Below are 17,851 nucleotides of genomic sequence, written 5' to 3'. Positions count from 1 at the left end.
AATCGCGGCCGAGTGCCCCGACACCACACGAGACCCGACGGAGGACCCCGTGACCAGCCCCGAACCGGCGACGCCGGACCCGACGTTCGGCCCTGAGGTCGAGGCATCCATCGCCGAAGTCCGCGCCGATGTCGCGAAGCTGCACGCCGAGCTCGTCCGCTACAACCTCATCGTCTGGACCGGCGGCAACGTGTCGGGGCGCGTGCCCGGCGCCGACCTCTTCGTCATCAAGCCGAGCGGGGTGAGCTACGACGACCTCGCGCCCGAGAACATGATCCTGTGCGACCTGGACGGCAACGTCATCCCGGGGAGCCTCGGCAGCGAGCGCAGCCCGTCGAGCGATACCGCGGCGCACGCGTACGTGTACCGCAACATGCCCGAGGTCGGGGGAGTGGTGCACACGCACTCGACGTTCGCCGTCGCGTGGGCCGCGCGCGGCGAGGAGATCCCGTGCGTCATCACCGCGATGGCCGACGAGTTCGGCGGCCCGATCCCGGTGGGTCCGTTCGCGATCATCGGCGACGACTCGATCGGCCGCGGCATCGTCGAGACGCTCACCGGGCACCGCTCGCGCGCGGTGCTGATGCAGAACCACGGCCCGTTCACGATCGGCGTCTCCGCCAAGGACGCGGTGAAAGCCGCCGTCATGGTCGAGGATGTCGCCCGCACCGTGCACTACGCGCGGGAGGCGGGTCCGCTCGTCCCGATCCCGCAGAGCGCGATCGACAGCCTCTACGACCGGTACCAGAACGTGTACGGGCAGTCGACCGACGAGCGCCGCGAAGAGGAGGGCGGGCGATGACGGATGCTGCCGCCCAGGCCATCCGCGAAGGCCGCACCGCGCTCGGCGTCGAGTTCGGATCGACGCGGATCAAGGCGTGTCTCGTCGACGCCGATGACCCGGCGACCGTGCTCGCGGTGGGGTCGCACGCGTGGGAGAACCGGTACGAGGGCGGCCTCTGGACCTACACGCTCGACGACGTGTGGTCGGGACTCCAGGCGGCGTACGCCGACCTCGTCGCTGACACGCAGCAGCGCCACGGTGTCGCGCCCGACACGTTCGGGGCCATCGGCGTCTCGGCGATGATGCACGGCTACCTCGCCTTCGACGAGGCCGGCGAGCTGCTCGCGCCGTTCCGCACGTGGCGCAACACGAACACCGGTGCGGCTGCGGCCGAGCTCAGCGAGGCGTTCGGGGTGAACATCCCGCTGCGCTGGTCGATCGCGCACCTGCACCAGGTCGTGCTCGACGGCGAGACGCATGTGACCGACATCCGGTTCGTCACGACGCTCGCCGGCTACGTCCACTGGAAGCTGACGGGCGAGAAGGTACTCGGCGTCGGCGACGCGTCAGGCATGTTCCCGATCGACTCGGCGACGCGCGATTACGACGCCGACCTCCTCGCGCGCTACGACGCCCTCGCGGCCGGCCGGCTGCCCGTCGCGCACGTCGCCGAGCTCCTCCCCGCTTCGCTCGTCGCCGGTGCGCCCGCGGGCACGCTCACGGCGGAGGGCGCGGCGCTGCTGGACACCTCCGGCTCACTGCGCCCCGGCATCCCGTTCTGCGCCCCGGAAGGTGACGCGGGCACCGGCATGGTGGCGACCAACGCCGTCGCCCCTCGGTCGGGCAACGTCAGCGCCGGCACGAGCATCTTCGCGATGGTCGTGCTCGAGCGCCCCCTTGCCGAGGTGCATCACGAGCTCGACCTCGTCACGACTCCCGTCGGCGACACCGTCGCGATGGTGCACTGCAACAACGGCGCGAGCGAGCTCGCGGCCTGGGCCGGCATGTTCGCACGCTTCGCCGAGGCGGCCGGCACCCCGCTCGCCGACGACGCAGTGTACGAGACCCTGTTCCGCGAGGCGCTCGACGGTGAGGCCGACGCCGGTGGACTGCTCGCTTACAACCACCTCGCCGGCGAGCCGATCGCCGGGCTCACCGAGGGGCGTCCGCTCTTCGTCCGCACGCCTGACAGCCGCCTCACGCTCGCCAACGCGATCCGCGCCCAGCTCTACGGCGTCTTCGGCACCCTCGCGCTCGGTATGCGCGTGCTCGACGGCGAGGGTGTGGCGCTCGACCGCATGTTCGCGCACGGGGGCATGTTCCGCACCGCCGGCGTCGCCCAGCGCTTCCTCGCCGGGGCGCTCGGCGCCCCGGTGTCGGTCGGCGACACCGCCTCGGAAGGCGGCGCATGGGGTATCGCGGTGCTCGCCGCGTACGCACGGGCGGTGGCGATGACGGATGCTGCGGCCGCAGCATCCGGGATCACCCTCGCCTCCTATCTCGACGACCGTGTCTTCGCCGACGCGGCGATCGCGACCGCCGAACCGGATCCCGCCGATGTCGCGGGATTCGCGGCCTACCTCGACCGCTATCGCGCCGGCCTCGCCCTCGAAGCCGCCGCCGTCTCCGCCCTCTGACTCACGAAGGACCCACGATGACCCGCACGCCCCTGTCCACCACGCTCGACGCCTATGAGATCTGGTTCGTCACCGGCAGCCAGACGCTGTACGGCGAAGAGACCCTGCGCCAGGTCGCCGAGCAGTCCCGGGCCGTCGCCGAGGGTCTCGCCGGCCTCCCGGTGAAGGTCGTGTGGAAGCCCGTCCTCAAGGACTCCGACTCGATCCGCCGCCTCGCGCTCGACGTGAACGCCCGCGACGAGGTCATCGGCGTCGTCGCGTGGATGCACACGTTCAGCCCGGCGAAGATGTGGATCGCGGGCCTCGACGCGCTGCAGAAGCCGCTGCTGCACCTGCACACGCAGGCGAACGTCGAGCTGCCGTGGGCTGACATCGACTTCGACTTCATGAACCTCAACCAGGCCGCGCACGGCGACCGTGAGTTCGGATACATCCAGACCCGCCTCGGCGTCGCGCGCAAGACGGTCGTCGGTCACGTGTCGAACCCCGCGGTGCTGCAGCAGGTCGAGGACTGGCAGCGCGCGGCCGCCGGCTGGGCCGCCTCGCGCTCGCTCAAGCTCGCGCGCTTCGGCGACAACATGCGCTACGTCGCCGTGACCGAGGGCGACAAGACCGAGGCCGAGCTGCGGTTCGGCGTGCAGGTCAACACGTGGGGCGTGAACGAGCTCGTCGCCGCGGTCGGGGCCGCCTCCGAGGAAGACGTCGACGCGCTGGTCGAGGTCTACCTCGGCGAGTACGACGTCGCGGAAGAGCTGCTTCCCGGCGGTGACCGCCACCAGTCGCTGCGGGACGGTGCGGCGATCGAGCTCGGCCTGCGCTCGTTCCTCGAGGAGGGCGGCTTCGGCGCCTTCACCACCTCGTTCGAGGACCTCGGCGCGCTGAAGCAGCTGCCGGGCCTCGCGGTGCAGCGGCTCATGGCCGAGGGCTACGGCTTCGGCGCCGAGGGCGACTGGAAGACGGCGATCCTGGTGCGCGTCGCGAACGTGATGGGTGCCGGTCTCCCCGGCGGCGCGAGCCTCATGGAGGACTACACCTACGACCTCGTGCCGGGCAGCGAGCGGATCCTCGGCGCGCACATGCTCGAGGTGTCGCCGTCGCTGACGAGCGCCAGGCCGCGTCTCGAGGTGCACGCGCTCGGCATCGGCGGCAAGGAGGACCCGGTGCGCCTCGTCTTCACGGCCGACCCCGGCCCCGCGCTCGTCGTCGCGATGAGCGACATGCGCGATCGCTTCCGCCTCGTCGCCAACGTCGTCGAGAACGTCGACGCCCCCGACCTGCCGAAGCTGCCCGTCGGCCGCGCGGTGTGGAAGCCCGCGCCCGACTTCGCGACGAGCGCCGCCTGCTGGCTCGCCGCCGGCGCCGCCCACCACACCGTGATGACGACCGCGGTCGGCATCGACGTGTTCCGCGACTTCGCCGACATCGCCGCCACTGAGCTCGTCGTGATCGACGACGACACCACGGTGCGCGGGTTCCAGCGGGAGCTCCGCTGGAACCAGGCGTACTACCGCCTCGCCCAGGGCTTCTGACCCCGGAATCCCCGGTCTCGACGAGACCGGGGATTCCGCGCGAACCCGGGGGCGTCGCCCTCGGTCTCAGCGCGAATCCCTGGGTTCGAGGCGCCCTGAGCCTCGCCGCTACTCTGGGTGGCGGCATCCCCGATCCGCAAGGAGCCTCACATGGCACGTCCCCCCGCATCCGGAATTCAGCACGCCCTGCGCGCCGGCGACTACGAAGCCGTCGTGGCGAGCGTCGGCGCGACGCTCCGCTCGCTCACCTATCGCGGCCGCGACCTCGTCGTGCCGTTCGAGGCCGACGAGGTACGCCCGGCGCACCGCGGCGCGACCCTCGCCCCCTGGCCGAACCGCGTGGTCGACGGGCGCTATTCGTTCGGCGGCCGCGACTTCCAGCTGCCGCTCACCGAGCCCGCGCGCTCGCACGCCCTGCACGGCCTCGCGACGTGGCTCGACTTCGAGGCGATCGACAAGGGCCCCGACCACGTGACCCTCGCGGCCGTCATCCAGCCGCAGACGTTCTTCCCGTGGCGCCTGGTCGTCACGACGACCTTCTCCCTCGGGCCCGACGGGCTCACGCAGTCGGTGACGGCGCACAACGAGAGCGACGAGCCCGCCCCGTGGGGCACCGGCCCGCACCCGTACCTCGTCGCCGGCGACGGCCGTGTCGACGGCTGGACGCTCGAGCTGCCCGCCGCCCAGGTGCTCGCCGTCACCCCCGACCGCCTCATCCCGACGGATCTCGTGGCGGTCGACGCCGATGACCCGCAGCGCTTCGACTTCCGCTCGCCGCGCGCGATCGGCGCCGCCGAGATCGACCACGCGTACTCCGGCCTGATCCGCGATGCCGATGGCACCGCCACCGTGCGCGTGACGGATCCCGCGGGCTCGGGCGTCGAGATGTCGTGGGATGCCACGTGCCCGTGGGTCCAGATCCACACGGCCGACAAGCCCGACGCCGCGCAGAGCCGCCTCGGCCTCGCCGTCGAGCCCATGACATGCGCACCCGATGCGTTCAACGCCGGGTCGTACGGCTACGACGCGGGTCTCATCGTCATCGAGCCCGAGGCATCCGTCACCGCTTCCTGGCGCATCGCCGCGATCGACTGAGTCTTCCGCGCCAGGACAGGGAAAGCGGAGCCGGCCCCCCGGTCGGCTCCGCTTTCATCGTTCTGCGGATCAGGTGTCCCGCAGGTCTTCCTTGATCTCGTTGCGCGTTTTCACCGAGTCGCGCTCCGCTTCGGCCTTCTTGACTTCGGCGTCAGCCTTCATCTCGTCGACCTTGTCCCCGACTCGATCGGTGGTGTCTTCCCACGCGTCCTGGATCTTCTCGCCGACGGCCTTGGCCGTCTCCTTCGCGTCGTCCATGAATCCCATCGATCTCTCCTCTCATGAGGGATGACACCGACGGTACGCGCGAGGGTTCGGGTGGTGCAGGGGGTTGATTCGGTGCGTATCACTTGATACGCGCACGAACGGATGCTGCCGCCCCGGGGCGGAGCGGTGGGCCCGAGGATGGGCGTGCAGGGTGGCAGGGGTGGGTGCGCGTGGCCCCGCGGCGTCAGCGCACCGGTGTCGTGGTGTCGATCGCGTCGCGGAGCGGGCGCCGCATCGGTGCCCAGTAGTGCGTCGGCGTGACGCGTGCGAGCACGTCGACGAGGCGCGCATCGCGGCCGATCATCGTGCGCGGACGCCGGCGGACCGTCGCCTCGACGATGCGCGCCGCCGCGTCGGCGGGCTCGGTGTGGTACATCTTGGCCTGCGCCGCGGCCGCGCGCTGCGCGACCGCCGGGTCGATCGCCGCGGCGTACCTGCCGTGCAGGATGATGCCGGTCTTCACCCCCGCGGGGTAGACCGCGCCGACGGTGATCGTCGAGCGTTCGAGCTCGTGCCGAAGCGACTCGGTGAAGCCGCGCACCGCGAACTTGCTCATCGCATAGGGGATGCGCCCGGCCGGTGCCGCGAGGCCGTAGATCGACACCAGGTGAGTGATGTGCGCCGCCGGCTCGCGCCGCAGCGCCGGCAGCAGCGCCCGCGTGACGTTCACGGTGCCCCACAGGTTCACATCCATGAGCCAGCGCATCTCGGCCATCGTGACCTGGTCGATGTCGCCGAGCATCGACGAGCCGGCGCACGTCACGAGCGCCTGGATGCGGGAATGGGATGCCTCGACCTCCGCCACGACGACAGTCACGGCGTCGTCATCGGTGAGGTCGATCACGTGCGTGGTGTGCCCCGTGCCCTCGAGGGTCGCGGCCACTGCGGCGAGCCCGTCGGCGTTGCGGTCGAGGAGGGCGATGCGCGCCCCTCGCGCGGCGAGCTGCCGGGCGACGTCGGCCCCTATGCCCGCGGCGGCGCCGGTGATGACGGTGGTGCGCCCGCGCACGTCCAGGGGTGGCCGCTTCGCCATGTGATGCCTCTCGGTCCGGCCGTCGCCGTCGACGAGCCGCGCATACGATTCTCGCTGACTCGGGAGGGCCCGACGGACGCTAGCCTTTGAGGGGAGGTTCGATGGGCAAGACCGCAGAGGCGATTGCCGAAGGGGTGTCCATCGCGTCCGCTGCGGCGCGCCTGGCGATCCGCAACCGCATCCTCGTCGAGACGATCGCGCACGACGAGCCGTTCGACGTGGTCGCCTTCACGCCGTTCGCGCGCGAGACGCTCCTCGGCCTCGCTGACGAGCAGGAGCAGGCCGCCGCACTCGTCAAACGTCAGCGCAAGAAGGCGTGGGGCAAGTTCACCGACCCCGACGGCACGCACGACTATCGCGACCGCGACACCCGAAACCTTCGCCGGCGCGGCCGGCAGTACGCGGGCGTGGCGACCGCCCTCCGGCGCATGGCCGACGACCCGCACGTGGTGCGGACGTTCATCGAGCAGTCCCGTGACGCCGCATGGGGCGACGTCGAGTCGAACCTGCAGCGCCGCCTGCGGGTCGAGGGCATGCGCCCCGAACTCGACCCCGACTACGACCGCATGCGCGCCGCTCGCATGCAGTCGATCCGCCTCGTCGACCTCCCGCGCCTCGCGGCGCACAAGCGCCATCACGACGATCCGGAGACGGATGCTGCGCCCCCGGCCGAGCCCGCGGCACACTCGCCCCGTATCTCCGGCATCGACGTCAGCGAGCTCGACTCCTGACAGCGTCCGCGCGTGAGGCGTAGCCTCGACCCGTGGTCGACGATGCCGCACCGCATCCGATGCGTTTCCCCGTGGATCACCCGCTTACCAGGCGGGTGCGTAAGATCTGCCTGCCGTACCCCGAGGCCACCGAAGTCCTCGCGCACGGGCGTTCCACGTTCCGCGCGGGCAAGCGCCAGTTCGCGATCGTCGGCGCCGCCCACGACGACATCGGCGCGGTCGAGTTCATCCCCGACGACCTGGAGCGTCCAGTGCTTCTCCAGCGCGACGACGTCTTCGTGCCGGCCTACGAGGGGGCGTACGGCTGGCTTGCGCTGCGCGTGGAACCGGATGCCGGTGACTGGGAGCTCCTCGCCGAGCTCATCGACACCTCCTACCGGCAGGTCGCGCTGCAACGGCAGCTGCGCGCTCTCGACGGCGGATAGGAGAGCCCGGTGCGTGCGGACACGCCCGGGAATCCAGCATCCGTCCGCCGATTCGCGCGGCGCGCGTCCGTCAGGTATTCTTGACGACGTTGTGCGCGAGAGCGAGCAACGTGCGCCCGTAGCTCAATGGATAGAGCATCTGACTACGGATCAGAAGGTTAGGGGTTCGAGTCCCTTCGGGCGCGCACTGTGTTGAGACAGTAACCTTGAGAAAAGCGCCGGTTTACCGGCGCTTTTCTTGTTTCTTGCGGGTATCGGCGCGAGTGGCGACGACGCCACATGGCGTCACAGCACACCACACGTATGTGTGCACCTATGTGTGCACTAGATCGAGGCTGCGGGAACCGCCAGCGCGGGATGTCTCAGGACATGCCGGACAGTTCTGCATCAGGACATCTCTGACGCTTGGCTTGCCGGAGCCCGCGGGATCTGCCACGAAGGCACAGGCGCCTTCGCCCACAACGGTGGTGTGCCGCGGGTGATTCAGCTGCGAGTGTCGGGCCGGGGCGGGTTCAGGTAGCTGGCGAGTGTTGCGATGCCGGCGCGCGCTTCTTGCTCGAGCTGGTGTGTGTACTTCCGGGAGATGTCCTCGGACCCGTGGCCGGAGATGCCGGCGTACACGACCCACGGGATGCCCGCGTGTTCGGCCATGGTCGTGTAGGTGTGGCGGAGCCAGTGCGTGGTTGCGGGTCGCTTGATCCCGGCAGCGGCAAGCGCCGATCGGAACGCGGTGTTGCTGTCCTCATTCGTGAGCGGCCTGCCGGTAGGTCGATGCCACACCAGGTGGTGGGGGTTCGGGTCGCTGTTCTTCTCGATGTGCGTCCGCAGTGCTGCGGAAACCTCGGGCGTGAGCGGTGCTACCCGCGGCTTGTAGGACTTGGGGCGGACGAGCGCCCAGCGGCCTTCGAGTAGCTCGTATTCGAGGCTGGGGGCGATCTCGAGGATCCGCTGCGGGCATCGTCCTGCGACCTTGAAGCCGCAGGTTCCGCCGCAGCCGTGCAGCGAGGTGACCTCGACGAGGTTCCAGGACACGTGGGCGAGGTTGTGGTCCAGGTCGAGATCGTTGTGTCGAAGACCGCGCATCTCGCCGTCGCGTGCTCCGGAGAGGAGGGGGAGATTCCACCTCGGGTCTCCGAGGGCGATGAGTGCCGCGGCCTCATGTCGGGTGAGCGAGTCTCGCGCGGCGGGCGCTTGCTTCGGCAGGTCGACGGCCTCCGCGACGTTGCGGTTGATCATCCCGTTCTCGACGGCGTAGCCGAGCATCGCGGACAGGGTGCGGTGCGCGCCGGCAACGGAGGCGGGTCCGACGCCGCGGGCGAAGATGGCACTGAGCCGGCGCCAAGGGATCCTCAACAAGCGCCATGCCATCCTCGCCGGCGGAATCCGACGCCATCCCCTCGAGGAGGAAGAGTTCGCCGTTCTCGTCGATGGCCTCAATCTCAGCCGTGCGATGAGCTTCAAGAACATCGCTGCCGGCCTGGACTTCGGTGGAAGCAAGACCACCGTGCAGATGGAGCCCCTCGACGTTGCGGACCTGGAGGCGCTCGGATTTCTCGCCTTCGCGCTCGACCGGTGCCGGACCATGACCGGTCCGGACATGAACTTCCCGACCGAGATGGCTGACGTCATCAACGAGCACTTCTCCGCCCAGTTCACCAACGGCCCGAGTTCACCGCTGGGGGAGAGCGGGCGACCCACCGCCTACGGCACGTACCTCGCGCTGAAGGAGGCCGTTCGGTTCCGCGAGAGCACGGACTCTCTCACCGGTAAGAGCGCCGCGGTGATGGGGCTCGGCGCTGTCGGCTGGTACCTGGCGGAGCACATCTACTCCGAGACGCAGGATCTACTCGTGGCCGACGTCGACAAGGAACGCGTCGCCCGGTTCCTCGCCCAGCATCCCGGCGCCCGTGAGGTCGCGGTGGATGAGGTGCTGGGGCTGGACGTGGACATCCTGGCGCCGGCCGCGATCGGCGGCATCATCGACGAGTCGGTGATCGAGCGGCTGCGCTGTCGTTATCTGTTCGGGCCGGCGAACAACCAGCTGAACGCTTCCGTCGACGCAAGGACGCTGCAGGCGAGAGGACCGCGTACCGCTCCCTATTCCACCCGTGGGCGAACTACATCTGCCTCGGATACTTCGCCCTGCTCGTGGTGCTCATGGTCATCAACCCTGACTTCGTCACGGGGGCCATCGCGCTCCCGATCTGGATCGGCATCCTTCTGATCGCCGCCCTCATCTGGAGCCGCACCTCCGCGAAGCGGGCTGCACTGGTCGCATCCACACCGGCGACGACAGCTGTCGACACGAACGCCCCGACGCCGGCAGAGGATGCGTCCGCGATCCAGCTGCCGCCGACAACTCAGTCCTGACCAGAGAGGCACCCATGGCCAGCGTCTCCGCGCACGTCGCGATCACCCTCGCTCAGCACGTCGATCACGTATTCGGCGTCATGGGGAACGGCAACGCCTACTTCCTCGACGCCCTTGAGCGCGAAACTCGCGCCACGTATACGGCGCTGCGCCACGAAGCCGGCGCGGTCGTCGCCGCCGACGCCCACTACCGGGTGTCGGGGTCCCTCGCGGCGGCCACCACCACCTACGGCGCCGGGTTCACCAACACCCTTACGGCCCTCGCCGAAGCGACGCAGGCCCAGATTCCGCTCGTGCTTGTGGTCGGGGACGAACCCACGTCGGGTCCCCGGGCTTGGGACGTTGACCAGATCGCGCTGGCGGCCGCATGCGGCGCTCGCACGTACACAGTACGACGGACGGATGCCGCCGCCACGACGGTCATCGCGGTGGAGCACGCCATGAAGTATCGGGTGCCGACTGTGCTCGCGATACCGTACGACGTGGCCAGATCGGAGGCCGGCGCGGTTCCGGGTTCGACGAGGCCTGAACTGCCGGTGCCGGTCGCGCTGGCAGACCGGTTCTCCGAGGACAACCTCTACTCACTCGCCGGACGACTCGCCGAAGCGGAGCGGCCGCTCGTCATCGCCGGGCGCGGTGCCTTTCTGGCAGGAGCAGCCGATCAGCTCGGACGGCTCGCCGCAAGCGTCGGAGCTCTCACCGCCACGACGGCACTGGCGCGCAGCATCTTCCCGGACTCGACGAACGACCTGGGCGTCGTCGGGGGGTTCGGCGCTGAGAAGGCCATGCGGCTGGTCCGTCAGGCCGACGTCGTGGTGGTGTTCGGCGCATCCCTGAACCAGTTCACGATGAGGTTCGGCGGGCGGTTCGCACCCGGCACATACGTCGCTCAGGTCGACATCCGTCCGGCTGCGACCCACCCCCACGTCGGGGCGTACATCCAGGGAGACGCGAGACTAGTCGCCGGACTCCTGGCTGACCAGGTTCAGCGTCTCGACCACGCCCACGGCGGATGGCGCGGCTCGGTGGACGTCGAGCATTTGTGTGAACGCGAAGACGCCGACGAGTACGCACCCGACGGCCGGCTCGACCCTCGGGCGGTCGCGCGGGGGATCGCCGAACACCTACCCGCGAACCGCGTCGTCGTCTCGGACGGTGGGCACTTCATCGGCTGGGCCAACATGTACTGGCCCGTCGCATCGCCGGAGCGCATGGTCATGGTCGGCACCGCTTACCAGTCGATCGGCTTCGGATTCCCCTCCGTCCCCGGCGCCGCGCTCGCCAAACCCGACGCGACCGTCGTCCTCACGACCGGGGATGGCGGCGGACTCATGGCCCTCGCCGACCTCGAATCGGCCGTACGGGTCGCGGGAGGACGCGGTCTCGCGATCGTGTGGAACGACGGGGCATACGGTGCGGAGGTGAACCTCTACGGCCTCCTCGGCCTGTCCGAAACGCCCATGCTCATTCCCGAGGTTGACTTCGCGGGCCTCGCTCGAGCTGTAGGTGCGCACGGCGTGGTCGTCGAGTCCCTGGACGACCTGAAAGCCCTCCAAGACTGGTCACTCATGAATCCCGAGGACCGCCCGTTCCTCCTGCTCGATGTCCGCATCTCTGCGCGCGTGGTCGCGCCCCACCAACGGGAGATCGTTCATCATCTGAACGCGCGACCCGCGATCAAATACGCATGAACTTCTGAGACCGCTGGCTTCGAGTGACTCCGGGCCAGCCGAGAGCCCGCGCGGGGATGGCGCGGGCTCTCACCTTCCCGGACGTCTTCCACGGCGTGGTGCGCACCTGCCCTCGATTGCCGCGTCGCACGCGCGACCAGGCACAGCGCACGGCGACCTGCGCGATTGCCTGCCGACCTCGCGTCCTCTTACCTTTCCGAGACCTTAGGGCAGGCGCCCGGTCTGGCCCCGCACTCGTGCCCGAGTTGCTGTCGCGTCGGTCCGCCGGGCAGGCCGCGCGCCGCAGCGCTTGCTCGACCGCACAGATCACCCTCATCGCACCCTGTTGGCGAGGCGATGAGCTCCCGGCATGTGCGCGGACGAGCGTCCAATGGGGATTCGACCTGCTCATCGACGTTGCGGTCTGGCGAAGTGACACCGCGGTGGCCGAGTTCCGCGGCTAGGCACGTTCGACCCAACGCTGATCTCACCCATGCACCGCTCGCGAAAAAGCACTGATGTCGTCGAGCCAGGAGATGCAACTCCGCTGCATCTCAAGAGGGAAGGAATGCGGAGCGTCCGCCCACTCTGCGCGGTATGCCGTCGCGGCTCCGGACTCGGCGTAGCGGCGTGCGATCGCCTGGTCCGATGCCTGCATTCCCTCCGCAGAGAACAGCGAGTCGCGAGAGGTGAAGCCCACGAACAACGGTCGCGGAGCGCGCGCAGCGGCGATGTCGGGCCACTCAGCGATGCGCGCCATGCCGGGATTGTGGAGCATCCACGTATGAGTCTGCACATGGCCGTCGAGGTTCGCCTCGAACGTCGACATCATCGAGACGATGCCGACCCCGCGCACGTCCGGCGAGAGAGCCCCGAGGATACCCGCGCGCGCGCCGCCGCCGGAGAACCCGATCACGCTGACGCCGCCGGCTTGTGTCGCAGGGTCGGCGGCGAGCACACCGGCAGCGACGATGTCGTCGCATGCCACCACGCCTCCCCACGACGTGCCGATGAGGCCGAGCGTCTTGGCCAGTGAGTCCTCGTTCGCGCCGGCGTGAATGTCGTACACGGCCACCTCGTCTAGGTCCACGCCGCGGCGTCGCTGCTCCTCGACCTCGAGTTGCGCCATCCGGCGGGCCCGCCACGACATCTGGTCGATCGACAATCGTCTGCTGCCCCAGCTGAAAGCGTCGTGCACCAGCACGGCATAGCCCGCTCGGGCAAGGTCGTTCGCGATCGCCCGACCCTCATAACACTCGTCACGGAACGCCGCGACGGATGCCGCTGGCGGCGTGTCCCGATCGGCGATCTTCTCCTTCCCGAACCACCGCTTGCCGCCGTGACAATGCAGAGCGAGCACGCCCGGCAGCGGTGTGCGCTCTCCGGCGGGGCGCAGCAGCCAACCCTCCGTGCGCGGGCCGTAGCCGGCGTCCCAGGTCAGAGACGTGCCGTCGACTCCGTCGGAAGTCCACTCATCGACCGATTCCGTCTTCGCGTCGGCGGGAGGATTCGGCACGCCGAGCACCGAGCGAAGCGCCGCGGGGATCTGCTCGCGTGGCCGGGACGGGAACGCCGGATCCAGTCGCGAACGAAGTCTTTCCAGGCCTGCCAGATCGGCGGGCTCGCGCGCGGCGTCGCCGGTTGCAGCATCCGTCATCGTCGGCCGCTTCGCACGGGGAGGGGCACCGCCAGCTCGCCGTCGGGGCCGATGGTCAGGGTGCTGAGCTCGCCCGCTACCTCGACGACGTGCGTACTGCCGGGCCGGCCTCGGAGCATCAACGCCACCGGTTCGCCCTCGGTCCACTCCAGGTCGATCTCAGCTCCGCCGCGCACCCGCACGCCGCGCACGCGCCCGCTCGCCCATTCCGTTGGCAGCGCGGGGAGGATGCTGATCCGCCCGCCGTGAGATTGCACGATCATCTCGAGTATCGCCGCGGTGACACCGAAGTTGCCGTCGATCTGGAAAGGGGGATGGGCGCAGAACAGATTCCCGTAGAGGCCCGCCTGGCCAGAGGGACCCGGATTGTCGGGGTCTTGGACCGGTGCGAGGAAATCGCGCAGCGCAGCATGTGCGCCCGCTGCATCGCGAAGCCGCGTGCGGAGGCCGACGCGCCAGGCCAACGACCAGCCCGTGGTCTCGCGTCCCCGTGCGTCGAGGCTGCGTGCCGCGGCGCGGCAGAGGTCGACGTCCCGCCAGGGCGTCAGCGCGTCGCCCGGAAGCACACCGTACAGATGGGACTGATGACGGTGGTGCGGTTCGGCATCGGTGGCGTCGTCGTACCACTCGCCGAGGAGGCCCTCAGCGGTGACGTGTTCCCGAGGCAGGCGCGAGAGAGCAGAGGCCGCTGCGTTGACCACCGCATCGTCGATCTCCAGCACTTCGGCGGCAGCGGTGAGATTGCTCAGCAGGTCGCGGATCATCGCCAAGTCGGACGTCGTCGACACGGTCAAACCTGTCGTCCTGGAGCCGCGGATGAAATGATTCTCAGGCGACGTGGACGGCATCGTGCCCAAAGAACCGTCGTCCAGCTCCACCAGCCAATCCAGCGCGAAGGCAGCGGCGCCGTGCAGCAGCGGCCAGCTGCGGTCACGCAACTCCGCGACGTCTTGCGAGAACATCCAGCGCTCCCAGAGGTGACGGCACAGCCAAACGCCGCCCATTGGCCACATCGACCACACGGGGTCGAACGCGCCGTCGCCGACGGGCACCGAGAACGCCCAGACGTCGGAGTTGTGGTGGGCCGTCCATCCGGCGGCTCCGTACAGTTCGCGCGCGGTGATGGCGCCGTTGGCAGCCAGATCCTCGAGCCAGTCGAGCAGGGGCTCGTGGCACTCCGCGAGGTTCACGGCCTCGGTCGGCCAGTAGTTCATCTCGAGGTTGATGTTGGTCGTGTAGTTCCCGCGCCAGGGCGGCAGAAGCTTGTCGTTCCAGATGCCCTGAAGGTTGAGTGGCCGACTGCCCGGCCGTGAACCGGCGATTGTCAGGTAGCGGCCGTATGCGAACACCGTGGAGGCAAGGGCTCGATCATCCCCATTGGCGGCACGGGTGAGAAGATCCCGCGTCGTTGCGTCGCCGTCGCAAGGGGAGCCCAGCTCGAGGCTCATCCGGTCGTAGAGGGCGCGGTGGTCCGCGACGTGCCGCGCGTGCAGCATGTCCCCAAGGCGTAGTGCCGTTGTGCATCGCTCGGCTGCTTCAGCGTGCAACTGGGCGATGTCGCCATGGGGTTGCACTCGGGCGCCCGCGAAGTCAGTCGAGGTCGTGACGATGACGCGGATGCTGCGCGCGTCGGTGAACGACAACGCTTCGTCTGCGAGGCCGTCGTGCTCTAATCGAACCGCGATGACGGCGGTGACCGCTGCGCCCGCCGCCTCGTCGGTCACGGAGCGTTCCGTCTTGGTGGGCCCGTCGCGGAGCAGGTCGGACGGCATCCGCACCGTCAGCGTCCCGGTGAGTTCGCCGGTCTCGGCCGTGACGTGCTGGTGTGGGCTCGTCAGGCCGACGCGACCGGACAGGGCCGCCCCGCATTCGACGGTCCGCTCGATCACGAGGACGCCGTCCGGAGCGCTCGCCCATGCTCGCTCGCGGAACGCTCCCTCGGGAGTACTCCATGCGACGGTGCTCGTCGCGGTGGCCAGATCCAGACTGCGCTCGAACGAATCCGGCGGAACTTCATCGGTCGGGCTGGCAACGTCGATCCAGATGTCGGCCAGTGGTTGGTAGGCCTGGCTCCAGCCGAGCTGCAGTTCCTGCTCAGCCGCCGTCGCGGCTGCGACGTCACCGGCGCGGAGCGCGGCTCGGATGCGTGCGAGGGAGGCCGGCCCGTCGATGGTGTTCCGGGTCAGGTCTCCATGGGCGGTCGCCGGGGAGCCGGTCCAGCAGGTGTCGTCGTTGATCTGGTATCGAGAGCGCCGCGGATCGCCGAAGGCCATGGCGCCGAGGCGACCATTTCCGAGTGGCCACGCTTCCGTCCAGCGCGCGGCCGGAGTGTGGGCGACGAGCCGGTGCGTCACGACAGCGCCGCTCTCAGGACGCCGACGAACGCCTCAGGCTGGTCATGCATCACGAAGTGCTGCGCGTCGGCGATGCGGACGTCGGCGATCCCCTCCTGCACGTACTCGTTCAGGCGGGCGTAGTCGCGCAGGTCGCCGCGCACCAGAGTGGTCGGCACCGTCGTGTCGCGCAGCCGAGCATGAACGCTGTCTCCCATGGCGTCGCTCAGGTGCCGTGCCAACCGTACGATCGCCAACGGATCGGCCAGCCTCATGTCGCAGCGGCGCCAGTCGAGCTCGGCCGCCAGCACGTCCTCCCACCCGCCGGCGAGGATCTCCGCGTCGGAGTAGTGCGCGATGGAACCCGGCTCGATGGGCACCGGGTCGATGGCCGGCTCGACCAGCACCGAGTGGCGGACCAGTTCGGGGCGGGCGTCGGCCAGCACGATGGCGATCGATCCGCCCACGCTGTGCGACACGACGTCCACCGGCCCCGCGGCGAGGTGCTCGATGACAATCGCCATCACCGCCGCCATTGCGGGCAGAGAGTAGTCGAACTCGGTCGGGCGGTCGCTGCGTCCGTGCCCGGGCAGATCGATCAGGTACGCCGGTCGGCCGAGCCGCACCGCGATGTCGCCCCATGACGAGCCAGCGTGGCAGCCGAGTCCGTGTAGGAAAACCACGGGGTCGCCGCGGCCCGGGATGTGCACCCAACGCACGAGGTCGCCGGCCGCGGTGAAGGGGAGGTGGTCGGGTAGCATCGCCGGTCCTTTCGGAATCTCAGGTTCGGGGAGTCCTCCGAGAAGTTAGCATCACCGCTGCGATAAATCGTCGCGCGCAACAAATTCGTAGAAAACGCTTCCCCGATTGATCGATCGGTCGTAACATGGCCGCACGGGTTCCCGAGAAACCGGTTACTATCGCAAGGCAATCACATTCTCCACAGGAGGGGAAGTCAATGAAGACTCAACGCACGCGCCGCGTCCTCGGCGTCGTCGCCGCAGCATCCGTTAGTGCCATCGTGCTCGCGGGTTGCGCCGGCTCGGACGCCGGAGGCGCCGACGGCGACGTCACGCTCACGCTCATGGCATGGGCGAACTCGGACGAGGCCAAGATGTATGAGGAGGTGCTCGCCGCCTTCGAGAAGGAGAATCCCGGCGTCACGGTCAACCTCGAGTACTCCGACGTCGGCAGCTACCAGGACAAGCTCAACACCAAGTTCGCCGCCGGAAGTCCGCCGGATGTCTTCTTCATGGTCGGCGGGTGGATCGGCGAATACACGTCACGCGACGCGCTGCTGGACTACGCCGAGTACGCGGACATCATCGATTTCGACGCGATGGATCAGAACCTGGTGGCCGGCAGCACGTCGGAGGACGGGAAAGTGTTCTCCATCCCGACCGGTTCGACGGCCGCGGCGATCGTCGCCAACACCGGCGTCATCGACGAGCTGGGCGTCGACCTGCCCGACGACGCCACCTGGTCGTGGGAGGACTTCTCGGAGTGGGCCCAGTCGGTCACCGAGGCATCCGGCGGCGCCACCTACGGCTCGTTCATCGACATGTCGTGGCCACCGACGATCTCGGCGTTCGCTCGCCAGCACGGCGAGAATCTCTTCAACGAGGACGGCACACTCGGCATCACCGAAGAGACGGCGCTCGACTGGTTCGAGCTGACGCAAGAGCTGATCGAGACGCAGGCCTTCGCCCCGCCGGAGACGCAGGACCAGACCGGTGCACAGTCGGCTGAGCAGTCGCCGTTCGGGCGAGAGCTGATCGCGACCACCGTGATCCCCGCCAACACGCTCCCCAGCAACGCCAACGTGCTGGGAGACGACAACGTCAAGCTGCTCCGCTACCCGGGCGAGACGGAGTTCGAGCAGCCCGGCATGGCGGTCACGCCGACCCTGCTGTGGACGTCCCCGGCGACCACCAAGCACCCCGAGGAGACCGCGAAGCTCGTCGAGTTCCTGACGAACGACCCGGCGTCCTACGACGCGCGCGGAACGTTCCTGGGCGTGCCGATCAACGCCGAGGTAGCCGAGCAGGTCGCCGCCGACCTCACACCGTCTGAGGAGCAGTTCGTGAGCTTCGTCACCGACCTGTCGCAGGAGAACCTCGCGCCTAACATCCCGGACCCCGCCAACGCGGGGGAGGTGACCGCCAACCTGACGGCGATCATGACCGAGCTTTCGTTCGGGCGCATCTCGCCCGAAGAGGCGGCGCAGAAGTTCATCGCCGACTCGGACGCCCTGCTCGCCGAATGAGCAATAGGGATGCCCGGGGCGCAGGCCCGGGCATCCCACCCAGCGAAGGAGCTG

Annotated in this window: 15 protein-coding genes and 1 tRNA gene; 10 read left to right on the top strand and 6 right to left on the bottom strand. The window is 69.2% G+C overall.

Translation table 11 applies throughout. The features are described 5' to 3' along the window. The first annotated feature begins 49 nt into the window (after positions 1-49). The 4 genes from ACEYYH_RS17675 to ACEYYH_RS17660 all read left to right on the top strand — a co-directional run bounded on the left by ACEYYH_RS17675 (position 50) and on the right by ACEYYH_RS17660 (position 5,045). The gene (locus tag ACEYYH_RS17675) at positions 50-802 is read left to right on the top strand and encodes an L-ribulose-5-phosphate 4-epimerase (RefSeq protein WP_374975609.1); all 753 of its coding nucleotides are present in this window, start codon (positions 50-52) and stop codon (positions 800-802) included. Further along, on the top strand, positions 799-2,421 hold the full coding sequence (locus ACEYYH_RS17670; protein ID WP_374975608.1) for a xylulokinase: 1,623 nt from the start codon (positions 799-801) through the stop codon (positions 2,419-2,421). Before ACEYYH_RS17675 ends, ACEYYH_RS17670 begins: the two co-directional genes overlap by 4 nt. Before the next feature lie 17 nt (positions 2,422-2,438). Next, entirely contained in the window at positions 2,439-3,950 is a 1,512-nt protein-coding gene (gene araA, locus ACEYYH_RS17665; protein ID WP_374975607.1) for an L-arabinose isomerase, read from the top strand. Between the two features lie 150 nt (positions 3,951-4,100). After that, entirely contained in the window at positions 4,101-5,045 is a 945-nt protein-coding gene (locus ACEYYH_RS17660) for an aldose 1-epimerase family protein (RefSeq protein ID WP_374975606.1), read from the top strand. A 69-nt stretch (positions 5,046-5,114) separates the two neighbouring features. Here ACEYYH_RS17660 and ACEYYH_RS17655 read toward each other — a convergent pair whose 3' ends face one another. Further along, positions 5,115-5,303: a hypothetical protein gene (locus tag ACEYYH_RS17655; protein WP_374975605.1), complete on the bottom strand. Its 189-nt coding sequence runs from the start codon at positions 5,301-5,303 to the stop codon at positions 5,115-5,117. A 193-nt stretch (positions 5,304-5,496) separates the two neighbouring features. After that, positions 5,497-6,345: an SDR family NAD(P)-dependent oxidoreductase gene (locus ACEYYH_RS17650; protein WP_374975604.1), complete on the bottom strand. Its 849-nt coding sequence runs from the start codon at positions 6,343-6,345 to the stop codon at positions 5,497-5,499. 101 nt (positions 6,346-6,446) lie between these two features. Here ACEYYH_RS17650 and ACEYYH_RS17645 point away from each other — a divergent pair, with 101 nt between their 5' ends. The 3 genes from ACEYYH_RS17645 (at position 6,447) to ACEYYH_RS17635 (ending at position 7,686) form a co-directional block, all read left to right on the top strand. Continuing rightward, positions 6,447-7,076, top strand: a complete 630-nt coding sequence (locus tag ACEYYH_RS17645; protein WP_374975603.1) for an asparagine synthase — start codon at positions 6,447-6,449, stop codon at positions 7,074-7,076. 95 nt (positions 7,077-7,171) lie between these two features. Next, complete coding sequence (locus ACEYYH_RS17640) at positions 7,172-7,501, top strand: MmcQ/YjbR family DNA-binding protein (RefSeq protein ID WP_374975602.1); 330 nt, start codon at positions 7,172-7,174, stop codon at positions 7,499-7,501. Between the two features lie 112 nt (positions 7,502-7,613). Further along, positions 7,614-7,686 (top strand) — tRNA-Arg (locus ACEYYH_RS17635). Between the two features lie 298 nt (positions 7,687-7,984). Here the strand turns inward: ACEYYH_RS17635 and ACEYYH_RS17630 are convergent. Then, entirely contained in the window at positions 7,985-8,764 is a 780-nt protein-coding gene (locus tag ACEYYH_RS17630) for a tyrosine-type recombinase/integrase (RefSeq protein ID WP_374975601.1), read from the bottom strand. Positions 8,765-8,822: 58 nt separating this feature from the next. Here ACEYYH_RS17630 and ACEYYH_RS17625 point away from each other — a divergent pair, with 58 nt between their 5' ends. Together ACEYYH_RS17625 and ACEYYH_RS17620 are read left to right on the top strand one after the other, a co-directional pair. Beyond that, the gene (locus ACEYYH_RS17625; RefSeq protein WP_374975600.1) at positions 8,823-9,725 is read left to right on the top strand and encodes a Glu/Leu/Phe/Val dehydrogenase dimerization domain-containing protein; all 903 of its coding nucleotides are present in this window, start codon (positions 8,823-8,825) and stop codon (positions 9,723-9,725) included. Between the two features lie 160 nt (positions 9,726-9,885). Beyond that, a complete protein-coding gene (locus ACEYYH_RS17620; RefSeq protein ID WP_374975599.1) occupies positions 9,886-11,562 on the top strand; it encodes a thiamine pyrophosphate-binding protein in 1,677 nt (558 codons plus the stop codon). Positions 11,563-12,028: 466 nt separating this feature from the next. Here ACEYYH_RS17620 and ACEYYH_RS17615 read toward each other — a convergent pair whose 3' ends face one another. From ACEYYH_RS17615 to ACEYYH_RS17605, 3 genes are read right to left on the bottom strand one after another with little or no spacing between them, the layout of a single operon-like run. Beyond that, positions 12,029-13,198: a hypothetical protein gene (locus tag ACEYYH_RS17615; protein WP_374975598.1), complete on the bottom strand. Its 1,170-nt coding sequence runs from the start codon at positions 13,196-13,198 to the stop codon at positions 12,029-12,031. Next, positions 13,195-15,552, bottom strand: a complete 2,358-nt coding sequence (locus ACEYYH_RS17610; RefSeq protein ID WP_374975597.1) for a glycoside hydrolase N-terminal domain-containing protein — start codon at positions 15,550-15,552, stop codon at positions 13,195-13,197. Before ACEYYH_RS17610 ends, ACEYYH_RS17615 begins: the two co-directional genes overlap by 4 nt. Beyond that, positions 15,549-16,292, bottom strand: coding sequence for an alpha/beta fold hydrolase (locus ACEYYH_RS17605; protein WP_374975596.1), 744 nt, complete (start codon positions 16,290-16,292; stop codon positions 15,549-15,551). The genes ACEYYH_RS17610 and ACEYYH_RS17605 overlap by 4 nt, the downstream gene beginning before the upstream one ends. Positions 16,293-16,489: 197 nt before the next feature. Between ACEYYH_RS17605 and ACEYYH_RS17600 the strand changes: the two genes are divergently transcribed. Beyond that, the gene (locus ACEYYH_RS17600; RefSeq protein ID WP_374975595.1) at positions 16,490-17,797 is read left to right on the top strand and encodes an ABC transporter substrate-binding protein; all 1,308 of its coding nucleotides are present in this window, start codon (positions 16,490-16,492) and stop codon (positions 17,795-17,797) included. Positions 17,798-17,851 lie beyond the last annotated feature (54 nt).

Origin of the sequence: Microbacterium trichothecenolyticum, assembly GCF_041938625.1 — a bacterium.
Classification (GTDB): domain Bacteria; phylum Actinomycetota; class Actinomycetes; order Actinomycetales; family Microbacteriaceae; genus Microbacterium; species Microbacterium trichothecenolyticum_D.
Note: the sequence above shows the minus strand (reverse complement) of the source record. Positions and strands in the feature narration are given on the sequence as shown.

Coding starts and splice junctions, on each gene's coding strand:
- ACEYYH_RS17655 (WP_374975605.1), bottom strand. CDS start 5,303: ATGGACGACGCGAAGGAGACGGCCAAGGCCGTCGGCGAGAAGATCCAG.
- ACEYYH_RS17605 (WP_374975596.1), bottom strand. CDS start 16,292: ATGCTACCCGACCACCTCCCCTTCACCGCGGCCGGCGACCTCGTGCGT.
- ACEYYH_RS17625 (WP_374975600.1), top strand. CDS start 8,823: ATGGCACTGAGCCGGCGCCAAGGGATCCTCAACAAGCGCCATGCCATC.
- ACEYYH_RS17660 (WP_374975606.1), top strand. CDS start 4,101: ATGGCACGTCCCCCCGCATCCGGAATTCAGCACGCCCTGCGCGCCGGC.
- ACEYYH_RS17620 (WP_374975599.1), top strand. CDS start 9,886: ATGGCCAGCGTCTCCGCGCACGTCGCGATCACCCTCGCTCAGCACGTC.
- ACEYYH_RS17650 (WP_374975604.1), bottom strand. CDS start 6,345: ATGGCGAAGCGGCCACCCCTGGACGTGCGCGGGCGCACCACCGTCATC.
- ACEYYH_RS17630 (WP_374975601.1), bottom strand. CDS start 8,764: ATGCTCGGCTACGCCGTCGAGAACGGGATGATCAACCGCAACGTCGCG.
- araA (WP_374975607.1), top strand. CDS start 2,439: ATGACCCGCACGCCCCTGTCCACCACGCTCGACGCCTATGAGATCTGG.
- ACEYYH_RS17645 (WP_374975603.1), top strand. CDS start 6,447: ATGGGCAAGACCGCAGAGGCGATTGCCGAAGGGGTGTCCATCGCGTCC.
- ACEYYH_RS17615 (WP_374975598.1), bottom strand. CDS start 13,198: ATGACGGATGCTGCAACCGGCGACGCCGCGCGCGAGCCCGCCGATCTG.
- ACEYYH_RS17670 (WP_374975608.1), top strand. CDS start 799: ATGACGGATGCTGCCGCCCAGGCCATCCGCGAAGGCCGCACCGCGCTC.
- ACEYYH_RS17600 (WP_374975595.1), top strand. CDS start 16,490: ATGAAGACTCAACGCACGCGCCGCGTCCTCGGCGTCGTCGCCGCAGCA.